Annotated in this window: 19 protein-coding genes; 7 read left to right on the top strand and 12 right to left on the bottom strand. The window is 63.2% G+C overall.

What is annotated here, in order from left to right; translation table 11 throughout:
- The 6 genes from LK440_RS03460 to LK440_RS03485 form a co-directional block, all read right to left on the bottom strand.
- Complete coding sequence (locus LK440_RS03460; RefSeq protein ID WP_005015284.1) at positions 1-339, bottom strand: DUF3325 domain-containing protein; 339 nt, start codon at positions 337-339, stop codon at positions 1-3.
- Complete coding sequence (locus tag LK440_RS03465; RefSeq protein WP_005015283.1) at positions 336-716, bottom strand: hypothetical protein; 381 nt, start codon at positions 714-716, stop codon at positions 336-338. The genes LK440_RS03460 and LK440_RS03465 overlap by 4 nt, the downstream gene beginning before the upstream one ends.
- 9 nt (positions 717-725) lie before the next feature.
- Positions 726-2,210 (bottom strand): PepSY-associated TM helix domain-containing protein, encoded by a 1,485-nt coding sequence (locus LK440_RS03470; RefSeq protein ID WP_005015278.1) that lies wholly within the window; start codon positions 2,208-2,210, stop codon positions 726-728.
- Between the two features lie 2 nt (positions 2,211-2,212).
- Positions 2,213-4,690 carry a TonB-dependent siderophore receptor gene (locus LK440_RS03475; protein ID WP_005015277.1) on the bottom strand — a complete coding sequence of 826 codons (2,478 nt, stop codon included), beginning with the start codon at positions 4,688-4,690 and terminating at the stop codon, positions 2,213-2,215.
- A gap of 88 nt (positions 4,691-4,778) precedes the next feature.
- Positions 4,779-5,759 (bottom strand): FecR domain-containing protein, encoded by a 981-nt coding sequence (locus LK440_RS03480; RefSeq protein WP_005015276.1) that lies wholly within the window; start codon positions 5,757-5,759, stop codon positions 4,779-4,781.
- Entirely contained in the window at positions 5,756-6,259 is a 504-nt protein-coding gene (locus LK440_RS03485) for a sigma-70 family RNA polymerase sigma factor (RefSeq protein ID WP_005015275.1), read from the bottom strand. The genes LK440_RS03480 and LK440_RS03485 overlap by 4 nt, the downstream gene beginning before the upstream one ends.
- Positions 6,260-6,425: 166 nt before the next feature.
- Here LK440_RS03485 and LK440_RS03490 point away from each other — a divergent pair, with 166 nt between their 5' ends.
- Together LK440_RS03490 and LK440_RS03495 are read left to right on the top strand one after the other, a co-directional pair.
- Positions 6,426-9,188 (top strand): cation-transporting P-type ATPase, encoded by a 2,763-nt coding sequence (locus LK440_RS03490; protein WP_005015272.1) that lies wholly within the window; start codon positions 6,426-6,428, stop codon positions 9,186-9,188.
- Positions 9,189-9,243: 55 nt separating this feature from the next.
- Positions 9,244-9,510, top strand: a complete 267-nt coding sequence (locus LK440_RS03495) for a hypothetical protein (RefSeq protein WP_005015271.1) — start codon at positions 9,244-9,246, stop codon at positions 9,508-9,510.
- A 103-nt stretch (positions 9,511-9,613) separates the two neighbouring features.
- Here the strand turns inward: LK440_RS03495 and LK440_RS03500 are convergent, their stop codons facing one another.
- Positions 9,614-11,992: a mechanosensitive ion channel domain-containing protein gene (locus LK440_RS03500; RefSeq protein ID WP_005015270.1), complete on the bottom strand. Its 2,379-nt coding sequence runs from the start codon at positions 11,990-11,992 to the stop codon at positions 9,614-9,616.
- A 343-nt stretch (positions 11,993-12,335) separates the two neighbouring features.
- Here LK440_RS03500 and dbpA point away from each other — a divergent pair, with 343 nt between their 5' ends.
- The 5 genes from dbpA (at position 12,336) to LK440_RS03525 (ending at position 18,955) form a co-directional block, all read left to right on the top strand.
- A complete protein-coding gene (dbpA, locus tag LK440_RS03505; protein WP_005015268.1) occupies positions 12,336-13,724 on the top strand; it encodes an ATP-dependent RNA helicase DbpA in 1,389 nt (462 codons plus the stop codon).
- Positions 13,725-14,148: 424 nt separating this feature from the next.
- Positions 14,149-15,165 (top strand): Bug family tripartite tricarboxylate transporter substrate binding protein, encoded by a 1,017-nt coding sequence (locus LK440_RS03510; protein ID WP_005015266.1) that lies wholly within the window; start codon positions 14,149-14,151, stop codon positions 15,163-15,165.
- Between the two features lie 3 nt (positions 15,166-15,168).
- Positions 15,169-16,551 carry an FAD-dependent oxidoreductase gene (locus LK440_RS03515; protein WP_005015263.1) on the top strand — a complete coding sequence of 461 codons (1,383 nt, stop codon included), beginning with the start codon at positions 15,169-15,171 and terminating at the stop codon, positions 16,549-16,551.
- Positions 16,548-17,918: an MmgE/PrpD family protein gene (locus LK440_RS03520; protein ID WP_005015261.1), complete on the top strand. Its 1,371-nt coding sequence runs from the start codon at positions 16,548-16,550 to the stop codon at positions 17,916-17,918. The genes LK440_RS03515 and LK440_RS03520 overlap by 4 nt, the downstream gene beginning before the upstream one ends.
- Positions 17,919-18,085: 167 nt before the next feature.
- The gene (locus tag LK440_RS03525) at positions 18,086-18,955 is read left to right on the top strand and encodes a tripartite tricarboxylate transporter substrate binding protein (RefSeq protein WP_005015260.1); all 870 of its coding nucleotides are present in this window, start codon (positions 18,086-18,088) and stop codon (positions 18,953-18,955) included.
- Positions 18,956-18,969: 14 nt separating this feature from the next.
- On the opposite strand, the gene LK440_RS03530 is transcribed toward LK440_RS03525, so the two are convergent.
- From LK440_RS03530 to LK440_RS03550, 5 genes are all read right to left on the bottom strand, one after another.
- Entirely contained in the window at positions 18,970-20,325 is a 1,356-nt protein-coding gene (locus LK440_RS03530) for an MmgE/PrpD family protein (protein ID WP_005015259.1), read from the bottom strand.
- 16 nt (positions 20,326-20,341) lie between these two features.
- Positions 20,342-21,019: a GntR family transcriptional regulator gene (locus LK440_RS03535; protein ID WP_005015258.1), complete on the bottom strand. Its 678-nt coding sequence runs from the start codon at positions 21,017-21,019 to the stop codon at positions 20,342-20,344.
- A gap of 175 nt (positions 21,020-21,194) precedes the next feature.
- Positions 21,195-21,677, bottom strand: a complete 483-nt coding sequence (locus LK440_RS03540) for a GlcG/HbpS family heme-binding protein (RefSeq protein WP_005015256.1) — start codon at positions 21,675-21,677, stop codon at positions 21,195-21,197.
- Positions 21,678-21,765: 88 nt separating this feature from the next.
- Positions 21,766-22,389 carry a response regulator transcription factor gene (locus LK440_RS03545; RefSeq protein WP_005015247.1) on the bottom strand — a complete coding sequence of 208 codons (624 nt, stop codon included), beginning with the start codon at positions 22,387-22,389 and terminating at the stop codon, positions 21,766-21,768.
- Positions 22,386-23,846 carry a sensor histidine kinase gene (locus LK440_RS03550; protein ID WP_005015239.1) on the bottom strand — a complete coding sequence of 487 codons (1,461 nt, stop codon included), beginning with the start codon at positions 23,844-23,846 and terminating at the stop codon, positions 22,386-22,388. The genes LK440_RS03545 and LK440_RS03550 overlap by 4 nt, the downstream gene beginning before the upstream one ends.
- Between the last annotated feature and the right edge of the window lie 52 nt (positions 23,847-23,898).

Below are 23,898 nucleotides of genomic sequence, written 5' to 3' on the forward strand. Positions count from 1 at the left end.
TCATAGGCATAGCAGAGCCAACGCGGCCAGGGCTGCCGCGAGGGCGGTGGCCGGCAGTCGGCGCGGGGCGTAGCTGAGCATCAGGGTGACGAGGATGGCCCCGCAGGACAGCAGACCCAGCCATACCAACGCTGCCACGGCGCTGCCCCACGCCTGAAGGCAGCAGGTCAGGCCCGCCAGCGCGAGCGCCACGCCATTGAGGCGCAGCATCCACCGGCGTGTGGCCGGGGTATCCAGACCGGTGACCTGTTCATGATGCCGGTCCATGGCCAGAGCCAGACAGGCGAAGGCGGCGAAGGTCAAGGCGAGCGCAGTTGTCGCAGCGATCGACGGCGTCATGCCCGCTCCAGCAACCAGACCAGCAGCGCCAGCGATCCCGATGCCAGCAGCAGCCATAGCCAGGCGCGCGGGGCCGCAAACACCCACAGCGCGGTCAGCGTAAAGATCAGAAAACTCAACATACTGGCGGTGGCCACGCCAAACGCGGGGCTTGTCATGCCGCTAAAGGCAAGGGTTCGCGCCAGCAGGGTAGCGCCCACACTGCTGAACGCGTATCCCCCAACGATGGCCGACAGAACTCTTGCCAGCACTTGCCAGCGATAGCCGCGCGGCAGGGCGACTGCCCGGCCAGCCTTGGGCGTCCAGCGCATGGTGCGGCGCAGGCGCCAGGCCAGCGCTGCAAAGAGACCACCGAAGGCCAGAATGGTGCCTTCCACCAGTGCGGCCTACCAATCGCCTGCCCGCACATACGTGAAGATGTGTTCTCCGGTGGACAGGGCGTTGACGAAGGGCAAAAGCAGGCAAAGCAGCGCGGCGCAGGCAAACTGCTCGGCCCAGGCGCGTAGGGGTGGACGCACACAGGCATGCGCCAGGCTCAAAAGCCAGATCAGCAGGAATGCCTTGATCTCCCAGGCATCGCGGCCTGGCAGATGCGCTGGAATCAGCCGGTTGGCATGGAGGTAGGCAATACAGGCCACGGCCGCGCCGGCGATGGCCGCGACATTGAAAGACTCGGCCAGACGGTAAAAGCCCGGCGTGAGCCGGCCGAACTCGCCCTCCGGCCTATTGCGCCGTTTGATGATGAACAGAACCGCACCGCAGGCCATCATCAGCGTGCCCGCCAGGCCGCAGACGAAGTAAAGCCATTTGACGATCCAGCCGCCATAGCTGGCGACGTGCAGCCGTTCCATGACTTCGTGGGCCGAGTCCGCAGCGGGTTGGCCCGCCATGAGCGCGACGGGCCGGCCACTGACGCCATCGAAGGCCAGCCGGCCGGCCGGACTGATCAAGTGGCGTTGTGTCGAGTCACTATCCGGATGCGCGTAGATGGTGATGCGCTCACGAGGCTGGCCGGGACGTTCGATCATTATCATGCGCGCGGGGTTGCCCAAGGCCGCTTCAGCGACCCGCAGCAAGGCCCCGGTTTGCTCGCGTACGGGACGATCCGCCTGCAGCGCAGGAGCAGCAGGCAGGGCAACGGCGCTGCCGGGCGTCTCCTGCCGCGAGAGGTCGGCTTGCCAGCGCGCGTAGCCTTGCTCGCCATAGACCGATTGCAACGGACCGGGCATGTAGCTGGTATAGAAAATCGCCAGCCCGGTGTAGGCGATCATGAGTTGAAAGGGCAGGGTGAGTACGGCGCAAGCATTGTGGCCGTCCAGCCAGGCACGCTGCCCGGGGCCGCGCCGGAGGGTGAAGAAATCCTTGAAGATGCGCTTATGGACAATGATGCCGGACAACAGTGCCACCAGCATAGCGACCGTCAACGCACCCACGAGCCAGAAGCCAGCGGTGCTGGCATGCAACGAGTAGTGCAGCGTCATGAAATGACGCCCGCCCTCGGTCTTGCGGCCCCAGGGCTGAGGCAGCAGCGCACCATCGCGCGGATCCATGGTCGCTTCATGCGTGGCGCCGCTGGCGCTGCGCCACACCAGACGCAGGGTCTGCGAGGTTTCACCCGGCAGCTCGATGCGCCAGAACCGGGCATGCGCGTCCTGCCCGGAGAGAAAGCGTGCGGCGTGGGCGAGGACATCCGCCTGCGGCACCTGAACCGGCTTGGAGGGCAAGGGCGGCTCCGCCCCCATCCAGCGGGAGATGGGGGCGCGAAATACGCTCAGGCTGCCAGCCAGGAAAATCAGGCACAGCAGCCAGGCGCCCACCAGCCCGCACCAGGTATGCAGCCAGCTCATGCGCTGGCGCAGGCCCGGTTTCATGTTTAGTACGTGCCTCGCAGCGTCAACATGACATTGCGGGGTTCGCCGTAGTGGATACCGTTGACCAGGTTGCCCACGGCGCTGTAATAGGTCTTGTTAAAGATGTTGTTGATATTGAGCGCAGCGGACCAGTTGCGGTTGATCTGGTACTTGCTGTATGCATTCCAGACCGCACGTCCGCTGGCCTGAACCGTGGTGGCTCCAATCTGGCGCGACTGCGAGCTTTGCACGTTGACGCCGCCACCGACGGTGAGAGCGCTCCAGTCGCCCGGCAACTGATACGTGGTCCAGAGGCGGAAGATATGCTTGGGGGTGTACCAGGCGAAGGCCTTGCCCTCGCTGTCCTGATCCTTCAGGTACTTGGTCGTATTGAAGGTATAGCCGGCATACAGATTCCACCCGGGCAGCAGTTCGCCGTTGACCTCTGCGTCAAAGCCTTGGCTGCGCACCTTCCCGGCGTCGGTGTAGCAATAGTAGTCCGCAGAGCAGGTCGGGCTGGTGTTGTAGTCGACCTGGGCGCGGTGGTTCTGATCGATGCGGAAGATCGCGAATGCGGTATTCAGCCGGCCGTCCAGCAGTTCGCCCTTGAGGCCGAGTTCATAGCTGTCGCCGACGATGGGCTTGAGCGACTGGCCCGACGCATTGACTTCGCTTTGCGGCTGGAAAATATCCGTGTAGCTGACGTAGGTCGTCCATTGCGGAGTCAGATCCAGGATCAGGCCGGCATACGGCGTGACGTGGTCGTTGGCCTGCCGTTTCTGGCCGTTGGTCAACTTCCCTGCGGTCGTGGTGTCGGTGGTCCAGATCCGTTTGGAGCGGCTGTAGCGCGTGCCCAAGACAAGTTTGAGGGGGTCGGCCAGTTGCAGGCGCGTGGTGCCGTAAAAGCCAAGTTGGCGGTTGGACCCATCGCGAACTTCGTCCGTGCCGGCGCGCAGGGCGGCCGTGCTGGGCTCTGGCAGGTCCGGGTCAAACCGGAAGGCGTTGAAAGTGGCGTAGTTGACCAGGTAGGCGTAAGACGTATCGATCTTGCTGTGGCCATAGTTGGTGCCCAACACCACTTCGTGCGTGCGCCCGAAGGCGCGGAACTTGCCTGTGAGGTTCGCATCCAGGCCTGAAGTGTCGATATCCGCTACCGTTCGTGCCGCCGAGACGGTGCCCATCTGCGTGGTGGGGTTCACGGCACGGCTGGAGGCGGTGTACTTGAGGCGCTGGTTTTCCTGGACATAGGCGCCGGTGATCTTCGCACGCCAGTCATCGTTGAAGGCGTGGGTGAGGTCGGCGTAAAAACCTTGATTGGTGGTTTTCTGATGGTTCCAGTCAGCGGCATAGCTGGTGGATCGCTTGAAATCCACCTCTTCGCCGGTGCTGTAGCGCGGCAGGCCAGAAATCGAGGGGCGGCCGCTGAGCTCTTCGTGGCTATAGCCCACGTTGACCTGCGTGCGGGGGGTTATGTCGTACTCGAGCGTACCGTAGACGGTGGTGTTGAGCAGATCGACGCGATCGACGAAGGAGTGGTTGTCCTGCCGGTCGATGACAGCGCGGCCGCGCAGGCTGCCGTCTTCGTTCAGGATCTTGCTGCCATCCAGCTGCAGGCCATAGCGGTCCCAGCTTCCGGCTTTGGTCTCGATCGCGAGCCGGTCCTCTTCCAGGGGGCGTTTGCGTACCAGATTTACCGCGCCGCCTGGCGAGCCCGACCCTTGCAGCAGTCCTGCCGCGCCACGTAGTACTTCCAGGCGGTCATAGAACGCCGTGCCACCCGAATAGTTGCTGGCACGGCCATACATATTGCGTTCCAATGGCACGCCGTCATACTGGATGATGCTGTTGTCAAAGCCGCGCGAGTAGATATATTTGCCGCCTTGGGGACTTTGCTGCAAGGTGACACCGGTGGTGTTTTCCAGCGCGTCATATACGGAGGTCAGATTCTGCTCATCGAGGCGCTGGCGGGTGACCACGCTGACAGACTGCGGGATGTCGCGCAGCCGTTGTTCACCTCTGCCGATCGTGACTGCCGGCGTCGTATAGGATCCGGTGCCTTCCGAACGCAGACGGTACTCCTGGCCCGTGACGGAGACGGGCTCCAGCATGGTGGCGGCGCCGGCCGGCAGGCGCCGCACCGCATAACCGCCACTGGGCAGGCGCACACCTTCAAAACCGCTGCCTGCCAGAAGCGCCCGCAGGCCGCTGGATGCGCCGTAGCGGCCTTGCAGGCCGCGGCTCTGCAGGCCGGCCAGTTGACTGGCGTCAAAGGAAACATTCACGCCTGCGGTGCGCGCGAACTGGTTCAGTGCCTGGTCCAGGGGGCCTGCCTCGATCGCGAAGGCAACGTCGGTATCCTGCGCCGATGGAGCGCTTTGCGCCTGGGCCGTGGGGGGTACCCAGGCCAATGCCGCGCTGCAGAGCAGGCCGGAAAAGACCGTGGATATCAGGGCGGGCAGAGGCGCTAGGCGCGCGGTCTTGCAAGTGCGATTGCGGTTCATTGCGTAGTCTTGAGGAGCCGGATTGAAAGGTGTCTTTCCCTGTAGGCCGATCCAGAACGCAAATCCCCTCAAAAATTTTTATTTTTTGTCAGGCCGGCTGAACTACAACCCAATAGCGCGTCCAGTAACGCACCCGCACCGGCAGGGTCTGGGCCAGGAAACTCAGCGCGCGATCCGTGTCATTGACATGGTAGGTGCCTGATACCTTTATATCGGCGATGTCGGCTGAGCAGGTGATGCGGCCGTGGCGGTAGCGTGCCAGCTCGGCCAACAGATCCGCCAGCCGCATGTCCTTGCCTTCGATCGCGCCGGCCACCCAGGCGTCGGCAGCCATGGCCGGGTCACTCATCTGCTGAGCCGTCTGGCGGCGCAATTGCCACGTCTGCCCGGCCTGAGCGACAACGGTCGATGTGTTATCGGTCGGGCGCAACGCGACGGCGTCCTGCTGGACGCTGACCTGGGCGTAGTCATCGCCCAGACGCACGACGAACCGGGTTCCGAGCGCCTGTATGGCGCCAAAAGGCGTGCGTACAAAAAAGGGCCGCTTGGATGGCGAAGCGGGGTCCCGCCCCGTATCGACGGAAATTTCCCCCCGGTAGAGCACGACCACGCGTTCTGCGGCCTGCATCTGCACGTCCACCGCACTGTCGGTGTTCAGGATCAGCAGGGTGCCGTCCGCCAGGCGCAATCGGTCGGTGCCCCCGACGGAGGTGCGGACGTCGGCCAGTACGCTTTGCCAGGGGGTGTGGTCGTGTACGGCCCAGCCTGTGCCTGCCACGCCGCCGGCCACCAGCATGCCCTTGAGAATCGCGCGACGGCGCAGTTGCCGTTGGCTGTGAGCGGCGCCCATGGCAGAGAGTGTATCGAGCGCCAGCCCCTGGGGAACGGCGTGGAAGTCCGCGTTCAGCGCCTGCATCCGCGCCCAGGCGCTCTCGTGCGCGGGCGCCGCACGAAACCAGCGCTCAAAGGCCGCACAGGTATCGGGGTCGGGCGAGCCGAAATTGAGTTTTACCGACCAGGCGATGGCCTCGTCGACCACAGCCGAAGGGATGATGCCGGCCTCGCTCACGGCGCACCAAACCGGTGGGTATAGCACTGCCGCAGACCCGCCGCCACGTAGCGCTCGGCGGTGGCCAGGGATACGCCAAGCCGTTCGGCGATCTGCGGACAGCGCATGCCGTCGAGCTGGGCCCACAAAAAGGCCTGGCGTACCTTGGGTTTGAGGGAGTCAAGCATCTGGTCGATTTTGATGAGCGCCTCCAGCACCAGCATGCGGCTCTCGGGCGAAGGAGCCAATTCCTGCGGCGTGTTAGCCAGGACCTCGAGCCAGGCGCGCTCCAGCTCGCGGCGGCGCCAGTGGTCCACGAGCAGGCCCCGGGCAATCGTGCTCAGGTAGGCACGTGGCTCGCGGGTTTCTATGGTGGGGCGGCCCAGCAACCGGACGAATACGTCGTGAGCGAGGTCGGCGGCTTCGAAGGAGTTACCCAATTGGCGGCGCATCCATCCCTGCAGCCATCCGTGATGGTCCGCATAGAGCGTCTCGACTTGGGCGTGCTTGGGGGAGGACATCGCAAAATACTTGCAAATGATAACTATTATTTATTGTAAAGAACAGATAAGACGCAGGCAAGAACTGCGTGTCCGCGGGCGATGACTTGGCCGGCTCCCCGGCGGCTCGACGGTCTTGCCAGCATCCGATATATTGAATCGTCCCCATACGTGCATGGAGTCGTAGATGGAATCCCTGACCGGCCGGGCGGCAACGCCCAATGCGACGGCCATCCCTGCCGGCGAAGACAGCCAGGCCAACTGGCATGCTCGGACGGCCGATGAGGTGGCTCAGGCACTGACGGTGGATGTGCGCGATGGGCTGTCCAACGACCAAGCGCAGGCCCGGCTGGCGCGGTCCGGGCCCAATGTGTTGCCTCAGGGCGAGAAAAAACACCCTTTGATGAGGTTGTTGGCCCAATTCAATAATGTCCTGAACTACGTGCTGCTGGTGGCCAGTTTCATCAAGATGATGCTGGGACTGTGGCTGGACGCGTCCATCATCCTGGCGGTGGTGGTGCTCAACGCCCTGCTCGGTTTTTTCCAGGAAGGGCGCGCTGAAAAGGCCTTGGACGCCATTCGGCATATGCTTTCCTCCGAGGCACGGGTCGTGCGCGAGGGGCACAGCCGCCTCATTTCCGCGGCCGATGTCGTGCCGGGCGATGTGGTGTTGCTCGAGTCAGGCGATCGCGTACCGGCGGATTTGCGCCTGGTCGACGTGAAAAATCTGCTGACTGACGAGTCGGCCCTGACAGGGGAGTCCGTACCGGTGGAGAAAACCGTGGCGGTCGTGGCCGCCAAGGCGACCATCGGCGATCGCCATAACCTGGCATTTTCCGGCACGATGGTCGTCTCCGGCCGAGCAACCGGGGTCGTCGTGGCCACCGGCAGCCGCAGCGAGTTGGGGCGGATCAATCAGATGTTGACCGATGTGGCCGTCCTCGATACGCCACTGCTGCGTCAGATCGCGCGCTTTGGCTATGTGATCACCGCAGTGATCATGATCCTGGCGGTAGTGCTGTTTGCCTGGGGGCATTGGCTGGGTCACCTGAGTTTTGTCGAGTTGTTCCAGGCCATTGTCGGCATCACCGTGTCCGTCATCCCCGAGGGCCTGCCAGCGCTGATCACCATCACGCTGGCCATCGGCGTGACCCGCATGGCACGGCGCAATGCCATCATCCGTCGTTTGCCGGCAGTGGAGACGCTGGGGGCGGTATCGCGTATCTGCTCGGATAAGACGGGCACTCTCACGCTGATGGAAATGATGGTTACCTCGGTCGTGACCGCCGAGGGCGTTTACGACGTCAGCGGCAATGGCTATGCGCCTGAGGGCCGGGTGACGATGCAGGGGCAGCCCGCAGATACCGTGTCGCTGAGCTTGCTTGGGCGGGTCAGCCTGCTGTGCAACGATGCATCGTTGGTCCGGGTGGATGAGCAATGGAAAGTGCAGGGCGATCCGACCGAAGGCGCGCTTTATCCGTTTGCGGCAAAGTTGGGCATGGAGCTTGGGCCAGAGACTGCCGCCTGGCCCCGGGTGGATGCAATTCCGTTCGAGTCCGATCACAAGTTCATGGCGACGCTCAACCGTGGCGCAGACGGACACATACTTTTGGTCAAGGGCGCTCCCGAAATCATCATGGCCCACTGCGATCGGCAGCAGATGGGTGATGGTGCAATGCCCCTGGATCGCGAGCGTTTTGAAGCACAGGGCCAAGACCTCGCCGCGCGGGGCGAACGTGTGCTGGCGCTGGCCTGGCTGCCGCACCCCAGCCTGGCGGCAGGCAACCTGGGGCCGGCAGACTTACCGCATAACCTGATTTTGCTGGGACTGGTCGGTTTGATGGACCCGCCGCGCAAAGAGGCCATGCAGGCCGTGCGCGAATGCCATGCCGGCGGTATTCGCGTGACGATGATCACGGGAGACCACAAAGTCACCGCGGCAGCCATTGCCGGGATGCTGGGCATCGGAGATGGTAAGACGGCTGTCACCGGGGCCGAGATCGAAGCCATGAATGACGCCGCGCTCCAGGAGTGTGTGCGCGACGTGGATGTGTTTGCGCGCACCAGTCCGGAGCACAAGCTCAGGTTGGTCAAGGCGATGCAGGCCAACCGGCAGATCGTCGCAATGACGGGCGACGGCGTCAATGATGCGCCGGCCTTGAAAAAAGCGGATATCGGCATCGCCATGGGCATCAAGGGTACCGAGGTAACCAAGGAGGCCGCAGGCATGATTCTGGCCGACGATAACTTCGCGTCGATCGCCGCTGCCGTGAAAGAGGGCCGCACGGTCTACAACAACATCGAGAAAGCGATGTTGTTCATGTTGCCGACCAATGTGGCGCAGGGGGCGGTGATTGCCATTGCGATCATTATGGGCCTGGCCTTGCCCCTGACTGCGCCGCAGGTGTTGTGGGTGAATATGGTGACGTCGGTGGCCTTGGGGCTGGCAGTCTCGTTTGAACCCCACGAGCCGGGAGTCATGCGTCAGCCTCCGAGATCGGTGGATCGACCCATCGTCACGCGCTTCGGCATCTGGCGCATACTTTTCGTGGGAGGGTTGCTGATTCTCTACACGCTGGCCGCTTTTTTTGTCATGCGCTCGCAAGGAGTGAGCGACGATATGGCGCGCACGGCTGCCGTCAACGCCATTACGCTGGGCCAGGTTTTCTATCTGTTCAATATCCGCTATCTGGTCGACTCTTCATTATCATGGCGCGCGCATCGGTCCAACCCCTATGTGTGGCTGGGGATCGCAGCGGTGCTGGTGTTGCAACTGCTCTTTACGTATGCCCCGTGGATGCAGGCCATATTCCAGACAGAGCCGTTGCCAGCCATGGCCTGGCCCGCGCTTGTGGGCGGCGCGGTGGTGGTGTTTCTGGCGATCGAAATCGAGAAGTGGGCCCTGCGCGCGTATCCTGCCATGTATCGTGCGTTGGCCGGCAGCGCGTGAGACGGTACGCCCGGCCAGCAGACCTTGCGCTACAACCGTCGGCAGGAGACTTGTCATGAATAACGCCTTGGTTTTCGGTGCGCGTGCGCTTGTCGCGTTGTGTGTGTTCGCGACGTGCGCGTCGATCACCGGCTGCGCCAGGCAAGCCGCTCGCGGACAGGATGGCATCGACTATCGTTCGCGTGCGCCAGACGCGGGCTCCGAACCGGGGCGGGGGCAGCCGCCGTCCAATCGCCGCCTGACGATCCAATCGGGCGAAGGCGAACGTCTGAATCTGCCCTGGTTCATCCAGGACACCGAAAACTGGATCAACGGTAACTGAGCCCTTGCTAGCCGAGCCTGGCCGGCGCACCTGGGCCGGTATCTAGGCAGTGATGCAGAGACACCGGCCATGCCGAGGCAAACGACCGGCCCGGCGGGTCGGCCTAGCCCTGGCGAGGCGGCTCGTCACGAAGCTCGAGCTCATTGCCAAGCACCTCGGAGGTATCGTCGGCGCGATCCGTCGGCTCCAGCGCCCGGCGGGTTTGTCCGGGCGCGGCGGCGTTCTCTCCTTGATCGAGGCGTTCGGGTTGCATGACGACGTTGGTCGCAGGCGCATACCCGCGCTTGTCCTGGCCGAAGTACACCACCGTATGAGGATAGGGCAGCTCGATGTTGGCCGCGTCGAAGTGTTTCTTCAGCAGGCGGTTGTAGCCGCGTTGCACGGCCCACTGCATCCCGGGCGTGGTCTTGATGAGAATGCGGATGGTGACGCCCTTGTCGTTGACGGCGGTGACACCGGCAACCGTCATGTCCTCGATGATCTCAGGACCCAGGACCGAGTCGGTCAACAATTCGGCAAACGCCGCGCGCATATGTTCGATGGCGTCGTCAACGCTTTCGCGATGCGCGATCGTGTATTCGCCCAGGTGATAGGAGAAATCACGCATGTGATTGGCCACAACATCCACCGATGAGAAGGGAACCAGATGGTAGCCCCCGTCCAGCGTCCGTATGCCGACCGAGCGGATCGTCATTTTTTCTACGGTGCCGAAGACGCCGGCGACCTCCACGACGTCGTTTTCATTCATGCCGTTCTCCAGCTGAATGAAAACCCCGGTGATGATGTCCTGCACCAGCTTCTGGGCGCCAAAGCCAATGGCCAGGCCCACCACGCCAGCGCCGGCGATAAGCGGGCCCACGTCGATGCCGATTTGCGACAAGAGCACCATCAGCGTCATGGTGACGATGACGATCAGAGCAGCATTGCGAAACAGCGCCAGCAGCGTGCGTTCGCGCGCGCTGGGCATGCCGCAGCCTTCGCTTTGGCTGAGGCGGTGTTCGATGACGCTGGCGATCACGGTCCAGGCCAGGGTGGCGATGAGCAGCACAATGGCGATGTTGATCACCATGCGGATGGCCGCTGCCCCGCGGTCAGACGCCAACCAGCTCGACAGATCGAACGCATGCCACGCATCCAGTATGAGCAAGAGGATGACGATCCGTACGATCCAGCCGATGAACTTCAGGGTGGCCGGCACATAGGCGTTGACGCGAGTCTCGAGCAGAGGAAGCCGACGGCGCAGGTCATCGGGCAGATGGATGCGTTTTGCCAGCACCGTGTTCAGCATGAGGATGATGAGACTGCCCGCGCCGATGGACAACAGCGTTTGCAGCGTGGCCCGGGCCATGAAGGGCAGCGCATTGGTCGGGTCGATCTGGCTGAGCACCAGCAAAATGGTGAAGTAGCCGATGCCAAGAATGTGCCAGATGCGCGACAGGAATCGCAGTCGCGTACCCATGAAGGTAGCCGCATGAGCCGCTCGGTGCTCCAGGTGGGAGCGCACCGCTTGGCGGTTGTGCCAGATCACCCTGACCGCGTAGATATAGACCGCAAGCATGATGATCAGGCTGGCCAGGTGGCCGAGCGCTGGCGAAAGGGCGATTGCGATGACCGGCGCGACCAGCAACGTGCCGTAGCCGGCGATCGCCACCACGCGTATGAGCCACGCGTTCCAGTACCTGGCATGTTCGTCGGCCATTGGCAGCAGGCGAAGGTGGGGATGGCGTACGGCGAAGATCGTGCGTATTACGACTTTGACAAGCTCGACGGAGACGAACGCGCGCAGAAACAAAATCGCCAGCGCGTCCAGTTTTCCCGTGGCGGGCGTGCCCCACAGCCCTGCTGCGCCGCCTGCTGCAGCGGCAAGCAGCACGATGCCGGCATCGATGGCCACCGCACCCAGGATGGCTCCTGCGCGCTGGTACAACACCCGCAGGGGCAGGGGGCGAGCAGTGGTCTCGGGGGCGCAGTCGGCCACCCAGTGATCGATGCGCGTATAGATTCGCAGCGCAATCAGGCGCAACAGAATGAAAGCGATAATCGTGGCAAGTGCAGTCAGGCCTAGCGGCAGGAACACGTGAGTGGCGGTTTGTCCGTCCATGCGCAGGCTCTGCCCGTAGGCGAGCTTGCGCAAATCTTCCACCCCCTGACCTGTATCGGCGGCCAGGCCTGTCAGGAAGCGCTGCAGGTTGTCGGTCATGCGCTCTTGCAGCCCCGGCTCCGCAGCGGCCAGGGGAGCTTTCTGCGTGGCGGTGGCAGGCGCTTGTCCTGCCGACTGCTGCCGCAAGGTCTTTACGAGCGCCTCGCGGGTGGCGGGATTGTCCAGCAGGTCGGCCAGTGCGGCCGGAGTCAACGCCTCTGGTGTCGTTGTCGCGGACTGTGCGGCCGGTTCAGGGGCAAGCTGCGCATGTGCGGCAGGCAACCAGAAGGCCGATAAGCAAGTAAGCATCAACGCCAACAGCAACGCCAGCAACCAGGGCACCTGGCGTTGCTGACGCCTGCGGTGCTCGGCATATAACGGGGATAAGTGTGATGCTGTCGTTGCGTATCGAACCACTAATGACTCTCCTTTCTCGGCAGGGACCGCGCTTGCGGCCTGCCCCATGATAAGGCCTGCCGCGGTGACATGTGAATGCGCCGGGTGTGCGAAGAACGCCTGAGATGGCGCGACACGGCGTGCACGTCGTTGCAATCCGCAGGGTTGGCGCGTCTGGCCCGTGGGAGGCCGCCGGGGGGGGAGCTGACTTGGCGGGACGCAGAGGGCGCCGACCGCATACACTGTCGGTCAACCCTGTTTTTTGCGGATGTCGCCATCCGCCCGTATCGTGACCGACACGTCTTTTTCTTCGTTGCCACTGCTTCCCGCCCTTCTGGACAATCTACAGGGGTTGGGTTTTGAGCAGATGACACCTATTCAGGCCGAGAGTCTGCCGCTCATTCTTGACGGGCGCGACCTGATTGCCCAGGCCATGACCGGCAGTGGCAAGACGGCGGCTTTTGGGCTGGGCGTGCTGCAGACGTTGGATGTTGGTCGTCTGCTGCCGCAGGGGCTCGTGGTGTGCCCCACGCGCGAATTGGCCGATCAGGTCGCCCAGGAACTGCGTCGGCTGGCCCGGCTCATTCCCAACGTCAAGATCCTGACGCTGTGTGGCGGCGCGGCCGCCAGGCCCCAGGCCGAGTCCCTGGCGCGTGGCGCGCATCTGGTGGTGGGTACGCCGGGCCGTATCCAGGACCATCTGGCGCGCGGCAGTCTGGATCTGTCAGGTCTGAAGACGCTGGTGCTCGATGAGGCAGACCGCATGGTGGACATGGGTTTTTATGACGACATCGTTGCCATCGCTGCGCATTGCCCGCTCAAGCGCCAGACGCTCCTGTTTTCGGCGACTTATCCAGAAAATATCCGCAAACTGAGCGCCCGTTTCCTGCGCAACCCCGCCGAGGTCAAGGTGCAGGCGCAACATGATGCCAACCGCATCGAGCAGATTTTCTACGAAATCGGCGAGGACGAGCGGCTCGATGCCGTGGTCACGCTGCTGGCCCATTTCCGTTCGGTCTCCACTTTGGCCTTTTGCAACACCAAGATCCGCAGCCATGATCTGGTCGAGCGCTTGCAAGCCGCCGGCATCAGCGCGCAGGCGCTCAATGGCGATCTCGAGCAACGCGATCGCGATGAAATCCTGATCCAGTTTGCCAATCAGAGTTGTGCGGTGCTGGTGGCCACCGATGTGGCCGCGCGAGGCCTGGATATCCAGAATCTCGGTGCCGTGATCAATGTCGACGTGACCAAGGACACGGAGGTCCATGTGCACCGCATCGGCCGCAGCGGCCGGGGTGAGCAGAAGGGCCTGGCATTGAGCCTGTGCTCGGCTGAGGAGATGCGCTGGGCCAATCTGATCGAGCAGTACCAAGGAGCGCCTCTGAAGTGGGCGGATATCAAGGCGCTGCGGGCCAAGGCGGATCGTCCTCTGCGCGCGCCCATGATCACGCTCAGTATTCAGGGCGGCAAGAAAGATAAATTACGTCCAGGCGATCTGCTTGGCGCTTTGACTGGCGAAGGTGGCTTGACGTTCGAGCAGGTCGGCAAAATCAACATCACCGAGTTCACTTCCTATGTAGCGCTGGACCGGCAGATCGCCAAACAGGCCTTCGCACGTCTGTCCAACAGCAATATCAAAGGCCGTCGCTTTCGAATGCGGTTTCTCGAGGAATTCTGACCGCACGTCTGACGCTCTCGACGCCCCTTCACGGGGCGTTTTTCATGGGGATGAGCGGCGCTGCGAGCACTGGCGGCCGCCTTGTTCGGCCACGCCTGTCATTTCTTGGCGTCGCTTTAGTGTCAACACTATTGGTGTTATCCCTTGTTTTGCGGGCAAAAAGTCTACGTTTAAACGGGCCTGGCGCTAAGGGCGATTCTAGCCATGCTTGACGCATTACTAGGGTTTTCCCCCGAATAATGCCGATCATTTTGGTCTATCTCTTTGGATTTATGAGGTTTTCCCCATTTTAACGATTCGCCGGTCGCTATCAAAGAGTTGACACTTTTGTTTGCCTCTTGATAGCATGTCAACACTGTGAGGGTCTTCCTTCCGAGTGCCCTGCTTATTGCCTAGCGCAGTTGTTGACATCGGAGAGTTGGAAATGAATGTCCCTGAGGTGACTTCCCCAGCAGGAAGCTCGTTTGGCCGTCGTCGCGTTACCGCTGGCCTGTTGGCCTTGATGGCCGTGATTGCAGCGCCTGGTGCCTTGGCGCAAACGGCTTCGTGGCCAAACCGGCCGGTCACGCTGATCGTGCCTTTCGCTCCTGGCGGGCCGACCGATGTTACTGGCCGCGTGTTGGGCGAGGCGTTGGGCAAACTCTGGAAGCAGACCGAGGTCATCGAGAACCGTGCTGGCGCAGGCGGAACGGTGGGAGCGGGCTTTGCCGCCAAAGCTGCACCCGACGGATACACCTTGCTGCTGGGGGTGACGGGTTCGCATAGCATCGCCGGGGCGTTGTATCCCAGCCTGCCCTATAATCCCAAGACGGATTTCGAGGCGATTTCCAAGATCGTTCAGTATCCCAACGCCATTGTCGCCAATGTGGATGTGCCGGCGAAGAATCTGCAAGAATTGATCGCGCTGGCCAAGAAGGACGGCAAGTATCAGGTCTATGGCACCGATGGCAATGGGACGGCGTCACACTTGACGATGGAAATGCTGCGTGAGCGCGGCGGTTTCCCTATGCAGGCGGTGCAGTACAAAGGCGCCAGTCCTCTTATCAATGACATCATCGCCGGCCATGTGCCTGTAGGCATTACGGGCTTCCCATCGGCCGAGGAGCACGTCAAGGCCGGTAAGCTCAAGCTCCTGGCACTGACCACGGATAAAGATTACAGCGGCAACCACTATCCAACGATCGCCGAGCAGGGCTTTCCGGGGTTTTCAGCGGCTCCCTGGTCGGGAATCTTTGCACCCAAGGGAACGCCTCCTGCCGTGGTGCAGAAAATTGCGGCCGACATCAAGACTGTCATGGCCTCGCCGGATGTCGCCGCAAAGATGAAAAACCAGGGCCTGACGGACATGCCGGTGACGTTGAAGGCGTTCGAGGAAGAGCTGGACCGAGAGCGCGCGACCTGGGAAACCGCAGTCAAGGTGTCAGGCGCGAAGGTGCAGTAAGTCATGGCTTTCGACGTGGAATTCGATGTGGTGATCGTCGGCGCCGGCGGTTGTGGTCTGACCGCGGCCATTGCGCTGCACGAGGCATGCCCGGGGGCGAGTATCGCCGTGTTGGACAAGGCCGAACGGGCCTGCGGCAATACGGTCCTGTCCAGCGGGTCTATCCCCGCCGCCGGGACGCGCTTTCAGCGTGCAGCGGGTGTGTACGACACGCCGCAGATGTTTCAGCAGGATCTGAGTCGCATCGCGGGAGAGCACGAGGCCATGCATCTTACTCAGGCCCTCACCGAGAGCTCCGCATCGCTGGTCGAATGGCTGGTTGACCAGGCCCACGTCCGCCTGACATTGGTAGAAACCTACAAGCATATCGGCCATCGTGTGCATCGCTTGCATTCTCCTCCATCTCGGCGCGGAGCAGATCTGGTCGATGATCTCTTGGTCGAGTGCGAGCGGCGCGAGATTCCGGTGGCCTGGAGAAATGGCGTGTCCAACGTCAGCCGTAATCTGGAGGAGGGCTTCTCTGTCGAATGCGCGACCCCCGATGGCGCGGTCACGCATATCGGCGCGCGCCATGTCGTGTTGGCCTGCAATGGCTATGCCGCCAACCGGCAGTTGCTCGCGCGCTTCGTGCCCGAAGTGGCTGCTGCGCCTTATGGCGGTGGCATGGGCAGCGAGGGCGAGGCTCTCGCCTGGGGGGAAGCGCTCGGAGCGGGGCTGGCCAATATGAAAGCCTACCAAGGCCACGCCAGCCTGGCCGACCCGCACGGATCATTAGTGACCTGGACCGCGATCGAGAAAGGGGGCTTCATCGTGGATGCGTCCGGCCGTCGATTCGGGGATGAAAGCATGGGTTACTCGGCGTTTGCTGCCGTCGAGCTACAGCGCGCCGGGCCTTTTTGGGTCATCGCCGATACACACGTGCGCGACGTGACGGCCGCCGGGCAGCAAGAGTATGCCGAACTGGTGTCGCATGGGGGAGTACTTTCCGGCTCCGCTCAGGAGCTATGTGCACGGTGTGGCATCGAGGCAAGCGGGTTTAAGGCGACATTGGCTGCGGCGCGGGCCAGTGCTGCAGGCGCGCCAGATCCATTTGGCCGCGATCAATGGGGCCTGGGGCCCCTGGGGCCAGTGCTGACCGCCACGCGGATCAGCCCTGCCATTTTCCACACCCAGGGTGGCTTGACGGTCGATGCCGATGGCGGGGTGCTGCGACGCGACGGAAGCCGTATTGCGGGGCTATGGGCGGGCGGCGGCGCAGCCAGCGGAATCAGTGGAAACAAAGGCAGCCTGGGCTACATGTCGGGCAATGGCCTGCTGGCCGCGCTGGGCCTGGGATGGCGTATCGGGCAGGTGTTGGCCGCCGAGTTAAATGAGGCGACACCATGAGTGAGCACATCACGTTGATGAGCAATGCGAAGCCGACGCGGGCCTTGGCGCAATGGTGTGCCGGCCTGCGGCGCGCGCATTTGCCTGCGGATTGCCTGCAGGAAAGCTCCCGGCATGCACTGGATACGCTGGCGGCCTGCGCCGCGGGCATGCAGCAACCTCTCGTGCGCGCCGCGATAGAACTGGAGCGCCGCATCAATCCCACGCAGGGTACGGTGCCCCTTTTTGGTGGCCCGCAGAGGTGGACGGTTATCGAGGCCGCAGGTCTGATGGCCATGGCCTGCCATGCCCTTGAGATGGATGATGGCAACCGCGAGGGATCCATTCATCCTGGCACGACGATCGTGCCGGCGGTACTTGCCCTGGCTTGGCACACGTGGGCCGATTACCTGCAGTTTCTGACAGCGGTGACCGCAGGCTATGAAGTGGCCATCAGCATCGCCGAGACACTGCATCCGCATGCCAGCCGCCGTGGATTTCAGACTACACCGGTAGCGGGCGTGGTCGGCACGGCCGCCGCCTGCGCCACGCTGCTCGGTCTGGAGGCCGAGCAGATCGAAAGCGCGATGGGTCTGCCGGCCAGCGCGGCGGGAGGTCTGTTCGCCTATCTGGAAGGGGGCGGAAACGTCAAGAAATTCCACCCTGCACATGCGGCACGTGAGGGGCTGCGTGCGGCGCTCATGGCGCAGCAAGGCGCAGCGGTGGGGCCGGTCGGCTCGATCGAAGGCCCGTCAGGGATACTGGAGGCATTTGGCGGCATACAAGGGTGGGATGGCAATCAGGCCCGTGCACGCAATGCTCCGGCGATCATGCGTTCTTATCTCAAACCCTATCCGTGCTGCCGCCATATTCATCCGGCCATCGATGCCATCCTGGCACTTAAGGCTGAGGCTGGCTGGAACGCGGCAGACGTGGAGTCGATCGAGGTGTGCATGTTTGGGGCTGCCATGCCGCACGCACAGCTGCCCTGGAACACGCTGGAGATCGCGCAGTTGTCTTTCCCGTGGGTGATGGCGCTTGCCTGTCTGGATGGCGAGGTCACGCTGGCCGGATTCTCGCAGCAGGCTCGTGCGCGCGCTGATGTCAATGCGCTGGCCGCGAAGGTAACGGTGCGGCAGGACGAGGAGTGCGACACGCTGTATCCGGCTTATGGCCCGGCGCGTGTCACGTTAAGGCTGCGCTCGGGACGGCAGTTTTCGAAATGGGTGGCCGATCCCTTGGGCTCGGCCGACTTACCTATTTCCGATGAGGCGCTCGACACCAAGGCCGCGCAAGCCTTTGCGCTGTCATTCGCGAGCGGCCGCCCGGCCGAACTGATACGTATGCTGCGCGACGTGCAGCCTTGGCCCCTGGTTGATTTACGTTGACGGCTGGCGCGAGCTGCCGTTTCGATTTTCTCCCTGCTACTGTCGGAAATATCATGACTGGACGAATCAGTAAGCTTCTGCGCATCACGGGTTTATGCAGCATGTTGGCCTCGGGTCCTGTCGCCATGGCGGCTACGCCCTGACCCTCCCAACCGATACGTCTGGTTGTGCCGTTTGCCCCGGGTGGCGCGGTCGACACCTTGGGTCGTCTGGTGGCGGCGCAGTTGACCGATGTGCTGGGGCAGAATGTCGTGGTCGAGAACAAACCCGGTGCCGGTGGCAACATCGGCTCGAACTACGTTGCCAAGGCGGCACCCGATGGCTATACGCTGTTGTTCGGGGCGGCGGGAAACATCGCCATCAACCCCTCGCTGTTCTCCAATATGCCTTTCGACGTCGCGCGAGATCTGGCGCCGGCTGCGCTTGTGAGTCAGTCGATGAATGTGCTGGTCGTGCCCGCAGCCTTGCCGGTGAACTCCGTCGCAGAACTGGTGCAGTACGCCAAGGCGCACCCCAGCGAGGTGAACTTCGGCTCGTCGGGCAACGGAGGGACGACGCACTTGGCAGGCGAGCTGTTCAATGCGATGGCAGGCACACATATCACCCACGTTCCGTATCAGGGCAGCGGCCCGGCCATGGTGGATCTCTTGGCCGGGCGGGTTCAACTGATGTTCGACAACCTGCCCTCGGCCATGCCCTATATCCGTCGCGGCGATCTGAAGGCGCTGGGTGCCACGGGCCCCGCTCGAAGCCCGCAATTGCCGGATACGCCGACGATTGCGCAGACCGGTCTGGCCGACTATGAGGCCACGACCTGGTTCGGCGTGTTTGCGCCGGCGGGCACGCCCCAGGCCGTGCTGGATAAAATCAATACCGCAGTCAACCAGACCATGCAGGCACCGGCCATCGATCAACGCCTGCAGCCTCTGGGGACATACTTTCAGCCAGCCAGCCGGGCTCAATTCCAGGCGCTCATCGAAGCCGACACCCGCAAATGGGCCAAGGTCATCAAGAACGCAGGAATCCGGCTGAACTGAGTCTGAGGCTGGTGTCAGGCCGCCATGCTTGACAGCCAGGCGCTGGTTTCCATATCCAGCGCCATCTGCCAGACATCGGGCTGCACCGCTTGCGGCAGGCCAGGCAGAATGCCGGCGGCCAGGTCGGCGAGTTTGGCCTGGAACTGCTCCTTGCTCACGGGATTGTCCGGGCTGCCGATCGCGCTTTGGCAATCGGCGCTGTAACGTTGGCCATCGTCCATTTCGACGTCGACCCATGCCGGGCGGTCATGGGGCGGCTTCATCGGATGATCTGCCAGGCGCATCTGCACCTTTTCGCGCAACCGGGAGATCAGCGGATCGTCGAGGGTCGACAGGCTGAACGCCTGCGCGCTCGCATTGCCCAGGGCGAGCGATGCGGCAACCATGTGCGGCATCGAGAAGCGCGCGCCCAGCGTCGTCTGCGGATGGACGCTGTCTAGCGTCAAGGCAAGAGGGTGTGTGGCCAGATGGATGCTGCGGATGCGTTGGGGATCGAGGCCGTGAGTCTCGCGCAGTGCGATGCAGGCCTGGACGGCGGAGTGTCCGTGTTGGCAGCAGGAGTAAAGCTTTTGGTAGCCGTGCGTCAGGGACCAGCGGCTGCCGAGATCACGCGTAATTTCGCCTTCGCGCAGCTCGGCGCCAAGGATTTCTACGCAGACCGCTTCCATGCTCTCGGTGCCGCCGCCAAAACCGCATTCGGCCCAATCAGCGCATTGCATGCCATTGACCGAGCCGGCTGCGGCCCAGCCGTTGCGAATCAGGATGCCCGACATCAAATGTGAGCGCGGGCCCATGCTGGCGGTCGTGATGGCGCCAGATACGGCGCTTTGCAGCGTGGCCGCATCGTGGCCGCGCAACAGCGACACCGCGGCCGCTGCGCCGACCGCACTCCATAACGCATGCCCATGCACCGGAGGCGGCATGACATGGAAACTCATGGCGCAGCGTGTCACCAGCTCGTAAGCGCCGGTCAGCGCGGTGAGTACTTGGCGCAAGCTGGCGCGCGTTGCGCAGGCCTCGGCCAGCAGAGCCGGCAACGTATAGATGCCGGCATGGCAGATGGCCAGCCGGAAACCTTCGTCCAGTTCGCACCAATTGCCCGCCAGGGCGTTCCATGACGCCGCTTCCAGGCGCCCGACACGGGGCAGGGCAGGACTGATCAGGGCGGCGTCGGCGGCGTTGCCCAGAGCCAGAAGCAGCGAGGCGTAACGGCGTAACTCCGGTTCGCGCGAGCCGGCCGCCATGGCGGCCAGATCGTCGCAGACCACCTCGACGGCGCGTTGCCGCACTGGAGCCGGAATGGCGTCCCAGCTCAGAGCAGAGACGAATCGGCATACTTCCGCCAGACCGGTGGCGAACGAAGATGACATGGGAGTGATTCCTGTTTTACTGAGAGCCGCTGAGCTGATTGGCGACGTGGTTGGCGGCGCGCTCGATGTGGGAGCGCATAAGGGATTCGGCAAGCCGTGCATCGCGCCGGGAGATGGCGCGCACGATCTGCCAATGTTCTTCCAGCGCATCATCCTTGCGCTCGAGCACCGATCCGGAGTGGCGGCGATAAATACGCAGCAGATGATAGAGATCGTCGCACAGCGCAGTGATGATGCGTTGGTTGCCACTGGCGCGCACGATACGCTCGTGAAGGTCGAAGTGCCGATCCGGCTGCTCGTGTCCCGTCCGGCCGCGCTGATGGGACTCCAGATCGCGTTGCAGATGCTCGATCTCGGCATCACTCATGCGCTGGGTAGCCAGAAAACAGGCCACGCCCTCCAGGCCCATGCGGACCTGGAACAGTTCCAGTGCCGAGGCGGCCGTCATGGTGACCACGCGTGCTTTGGTATAGGGCTCGCGCGTGACGATCTGGATACCCTGCAACCGGCGCACGGCTTCACGCACCGGCCCGCGGCTCACGCCGAATTCACGGGCGAGTTCGACCTCGTTGATCACACTGCCAGGCGCGAGCGCGCCAGCGTAAATACTGTCCAGCATGCGTTGGTACACCACGTCAGTAAGCGGTGCATCGATGCCGTCCTTATCGATGGTTGTAATAGGCCTGTCTTTCATGGCCGTAACGGTAGAGGGACGGCTTTTAAGTGTCAACTCTTTTGGGGAGACAGCCGCGCTTGCCGGCAGGCCAGAATCCGCTCGATGGAGCACGAGCAGGAGCTGCCGTCGCGGCTCCTGCTCATGCTCTTGGAGGGGGCCCCGTCGTCTGCAAGGTATGACGAGGACGCGCTCTTTACTTGAAACGCGCCGCGTTGTCCTGCAGCGCGGTGTCTGCGCATTGCGCATCCAGATGACCGCCAGGCGCCCCGGCTACCCCGATGGCACCGATCACCGTATCACCGGACTTCACGGGCACGCCGCCGCCCAGGAGCAGGAATCCGGGGATATCGGTCAGGTTGGCCGCGCCCGGGTTCTTCTGGGCGTTTTCCATCATCGCCAGGGTTGGTGACTTGGCCGAGACCGAGGTGTAGGCCTTCAGGCGGCTGCCTTCGATGGTGTGCGGGCCGGCGTTGTCGGCGCGGGCAAGAACCTTGAGCACGCCGGCGCGATCGACCACGGACGCCGTGACGTTGTAGCCTTTGGCCTGGCAGGCCGCCACTGTCGCGTCTGCCAGGTGGCGGGCATCTTCGAGCGAGATGTTCTTTTCGGTGAGAACGGCGGCCTGGGAGGCGCCGCACAGGGCGAAAGAGGCGAGCAGAAGCGCAGTTTTTTGCATGGTGGTCGTCCTTTGGATAAGAGACTCCAGCATAGGCTGTTGCTCGATTTGGCGGTAGCCGCCCGGCTACGCATCGGCCTCCGTAGTGCTACGGAGCGGGCGCTTCCAGGAGCAGGGCGTATTGCCGGATCAGTTGCGCCAGCGAACTGACTTCCAGTTTGGCAAAAACATTTGCCCGATAGGTCTCGACCGTGCGCGGCGAGAGATCGAATTCGCGGGCTATCTCCTTGTTGGCCAGACCTTGAACCACGCGTTGAGCCACGTCTTGCTCGCGAGCCGATAGGCGTTGCAGGCGCATGAGCGCGGCTTCGGTCACTGCCGCACGCTCGCGGCTGGCACTATGGCTACGTACGGCTGCCTGCACCGTATCCAGGAAGAGATCGTCGTCGACCGGTTTTTGCAGGAACTCGATGGCGCCGCCTTTGAAGGCCCGACGGCACAGGTCGACGTTGGCATGGCCGGTGAGCATGAGCACGGGCATGTCGCTGTGTTCGGCAAGTTTGCTCAATACGTCCAGGCCGCTGATGCCGGGCATGCGGATATCGAGCACGACACAGCCCACGATCTGGCCCAGTGGCTGTTGCAGAAACTGCAAAGGATCGGCATAGCCTTCGCTGCGCAGACCCACACTGCGCAGCAGCAAGGCCAGGGCGTCACGCACGGCGTCGTCGTCGTCGACGAGGTAAACCAAGGGGGTGTGAGAGGCATTCATGCCGCGGGCTCCAGAGGCAGGCTGAGAGTAAAGCAGGCGCCACCGTCAGGCAGGTTGGCCGCTGTGAGGCGAGCATCCATGGAGCCGGCGAGGGTTTCACACAAGGCCAGGCCCAGCCCCATTCCGTCGGCACGCGTGGTGTAGAAGGGTTCGAAGATGTGAGGGAAGTCGGCCGCGGCGATGCCGGGCCCGTTGTCGCTGACGCTGAATTGGTAGTGTCCGTCACGCACGTCGCCGCGCAAGCGGATGCGGCGCGGTGCCGATCGGGTCTGAAGTACGGCGATGGCGTTTTGCACCAGGTTGTGCAGGATTTGTTCCACGGCGATTGGGTCGCCCAAGGCGCGCGTGGCAGGCGCGGTGTTGGTCCATTCCAGGCTGATCTGGTGCCTGGCCAGCTCCGGTTCGCACAGAAAGCCAAGATTGCCTGCCAGGCTGTCAGGCACCAGGGGTTTGCGCACGGCGGCTGCACCCGAGCCGACCAGGGCACGCAAGCGTTCAATGATGTCCGCGGCCCGGCGGGCCTGTTGTGCGCTGGCCTCGAGCGCCTGGCGTACCGTGGAGGCTTCGTCGGGATCGTCCATCAAGCGCTGTGCCGCGCGAGTCTGGGCAAGAATGGCGGTAAGAGGCTGGTTGAGCTCATGAGCGATGCCGGCAGCCATCTCGCCCAGCGTGTTCAGGCGCGAGAGAGCGGCCAGCCTGGCCTGCTCGGTCTGCCGTCGGGCCTGGCGCCGGCTGTTTTGCCAATAGCGTCCTGCACCCACCAGCAACGCGCTGACCAGCATCCAGCCTACCCAGGCCAGCCAGGGCCAGTCTGCGGGTGCCACGCGGCGCGAGGCCAGCATGGGGAAAGGCTGGCTGACGGAGCCCAGGATCTTGGCCACGGAGAGTAATGGACCACTGCTGGCAGGTTGCTCGCGCAATGCCAGGGCATTGCTGCTCACGTTCAGGGTGAGCGTACCGACATCGTCAGCGATATCGGCGGGTGCCAGCAAGCGTTTGGCATCAATCAGCATGCTCCAGGACGAGGGCGCCACGAGCCAGTAATGGCTGGCATCCAGAGGCAGAACCACGGCGTGGCCGCTGGTTCTGGCCCGTTCGACGGCGTGCTCCAGTCCGGCCGGAGCGGGTTGGCTACCTTGCCAGCCTTGCGGGGAGGGCCAGCCCAGTCCCAGCAGTTCGGCCAGCGCCGGGCGCAAGCTGGGTAGCAGGCGCTCGGGCGTTGGCGGATGCGACAAAGCCCCCAGTGTCTCGAGCACGGCCTCGTGCTGCACGGCCTTTTGGCTGAGCATGCGATGCGCGATGCTCGCGCCCTGAAGGAAATGGTCGCGCTGCGATTGGTACTCGTAGCGGCCCAGCAGCACGATGCCCGCCAGGCTGAGCAGCAGCCAGGCGACGATGCCTCGCCGAAGGAATGTGGGTGTGGTCACGATGGCCCCATTATTACAGGGCAGTGGCATCTCGGCTCTCCGTAGCGCTACGGAGAGGGGCCGCGTCAAAGGGCTGGCCCTA

Origin of the sequence: Bordetella holmesii (assembly GCF_020735985.1) — a bacterium.
In the GTDB taxonomy this organism is placed as follows: domain Bacteria; phylum Pseudomonadota; class Gammaproteobacteria; order Burkholderiales; family Burkholderiaceae_B; genus Bordetella; species Bordetella holmesii.

Bases quoted from the DNA above. Each gene is read 5' to 3' on its own strand.
- LK440_RS03460 (WP_005015284.1), bottom strand. From the start codon at position 339: ATGACGCCGTCGATCGCTGCGACAACTGCGCTCGCCTTGACCTTCGCC.
- LK440_RS03470 (WP_005015278.1), bottom strand. From the start codon at position 2,210: ATGAAACCGGGCCTGCGCCAGCGCATGAGCTGGCTGCATACCTGGTGC.
- LK440_RS03475 (WP_005015277.1), bottom strand. From the start codon at position 4,690: ATGAACCGCAATCGCACTTGCAAGACCGCGCGCCTAGCGCCTCTGCCC.
- LK440_RS03485 (WP_005015275.1), bottom strand. From the start codon at position 6,259: ATGTCCTCCCCCAAGCACGCCCAAGTCGAGACGCTCTATGCGGACCAT.
- LK440_RS03490 (WP_005015272.1), top strand. From the start codon at position 6,426: ATGGAATCCCTGACCGGCCGGGCGGCAACGCCCAATGCGACGGCCATC.
- LK440_RS03495 (WP_005015271.1), top strand. From the start codon at position 9,244: ATGAATAACGCCTTGGTTTTCGGTGCGCGTGCGCTTGTCGCGTTGTGT.
- LK440_RS03510 (WP_005015266.1), top strand. From the start codon at position 14,149: ATGAATGTCCCTGAGGTGACTTCCCCAGCAGGAAGCTCGTTTGGCCGT.
- LK440_RS03515 (WP_005015263.1), top strand. From the start codon at position 15,169: ATGGCTTTCGACGTGGAATTCGATGTGGTGATCGTCGGCGCCGGCGGT.
- LK440_RS03520 (WP_005015261.1), top strand. From the start codon at position 16,548: ATGAGTGAGCACATCACGTTGATGAGCAATGCGAAGCCGACGCGGGCC.
- LK440_RS03530 (WP_005015259.1), bottom strand. From the start codon at position 20,325: ATGTCATCTTCGTTCGCCACCGGTCTGGCGGAAGTATGCCGATTCGTC.
- LK440_RS03535 (WP_005015258.1), bottom strand. From the start codon at position 21,019: ATGAAAGACAGGCCTATTACAACCATCGATAAGGACGGCATCGATGCA.
- LK440_RS03540 (WP_005015256.1), bottom strand. From the start codon at position 21,677: ATGCAAAAAACTGCGCTTCTGCTCGCCTCTTTCGCCCTGTGCGGCGCC.
- LK440_RS03545 (WP_005015247.1), bottom strand. From the start codon at position 22,389: ATGAATGCCTCTCACACCCCCTTGGTTTACCTCGTCGACGACGACGAC.
- LK440_RS03550 (WP_005015239.1), bottom strand. From the start codon at position 23,846: ATGCCACTGCCCTGTAATAATGGGGCCATCGTGACCACACCCACATTC.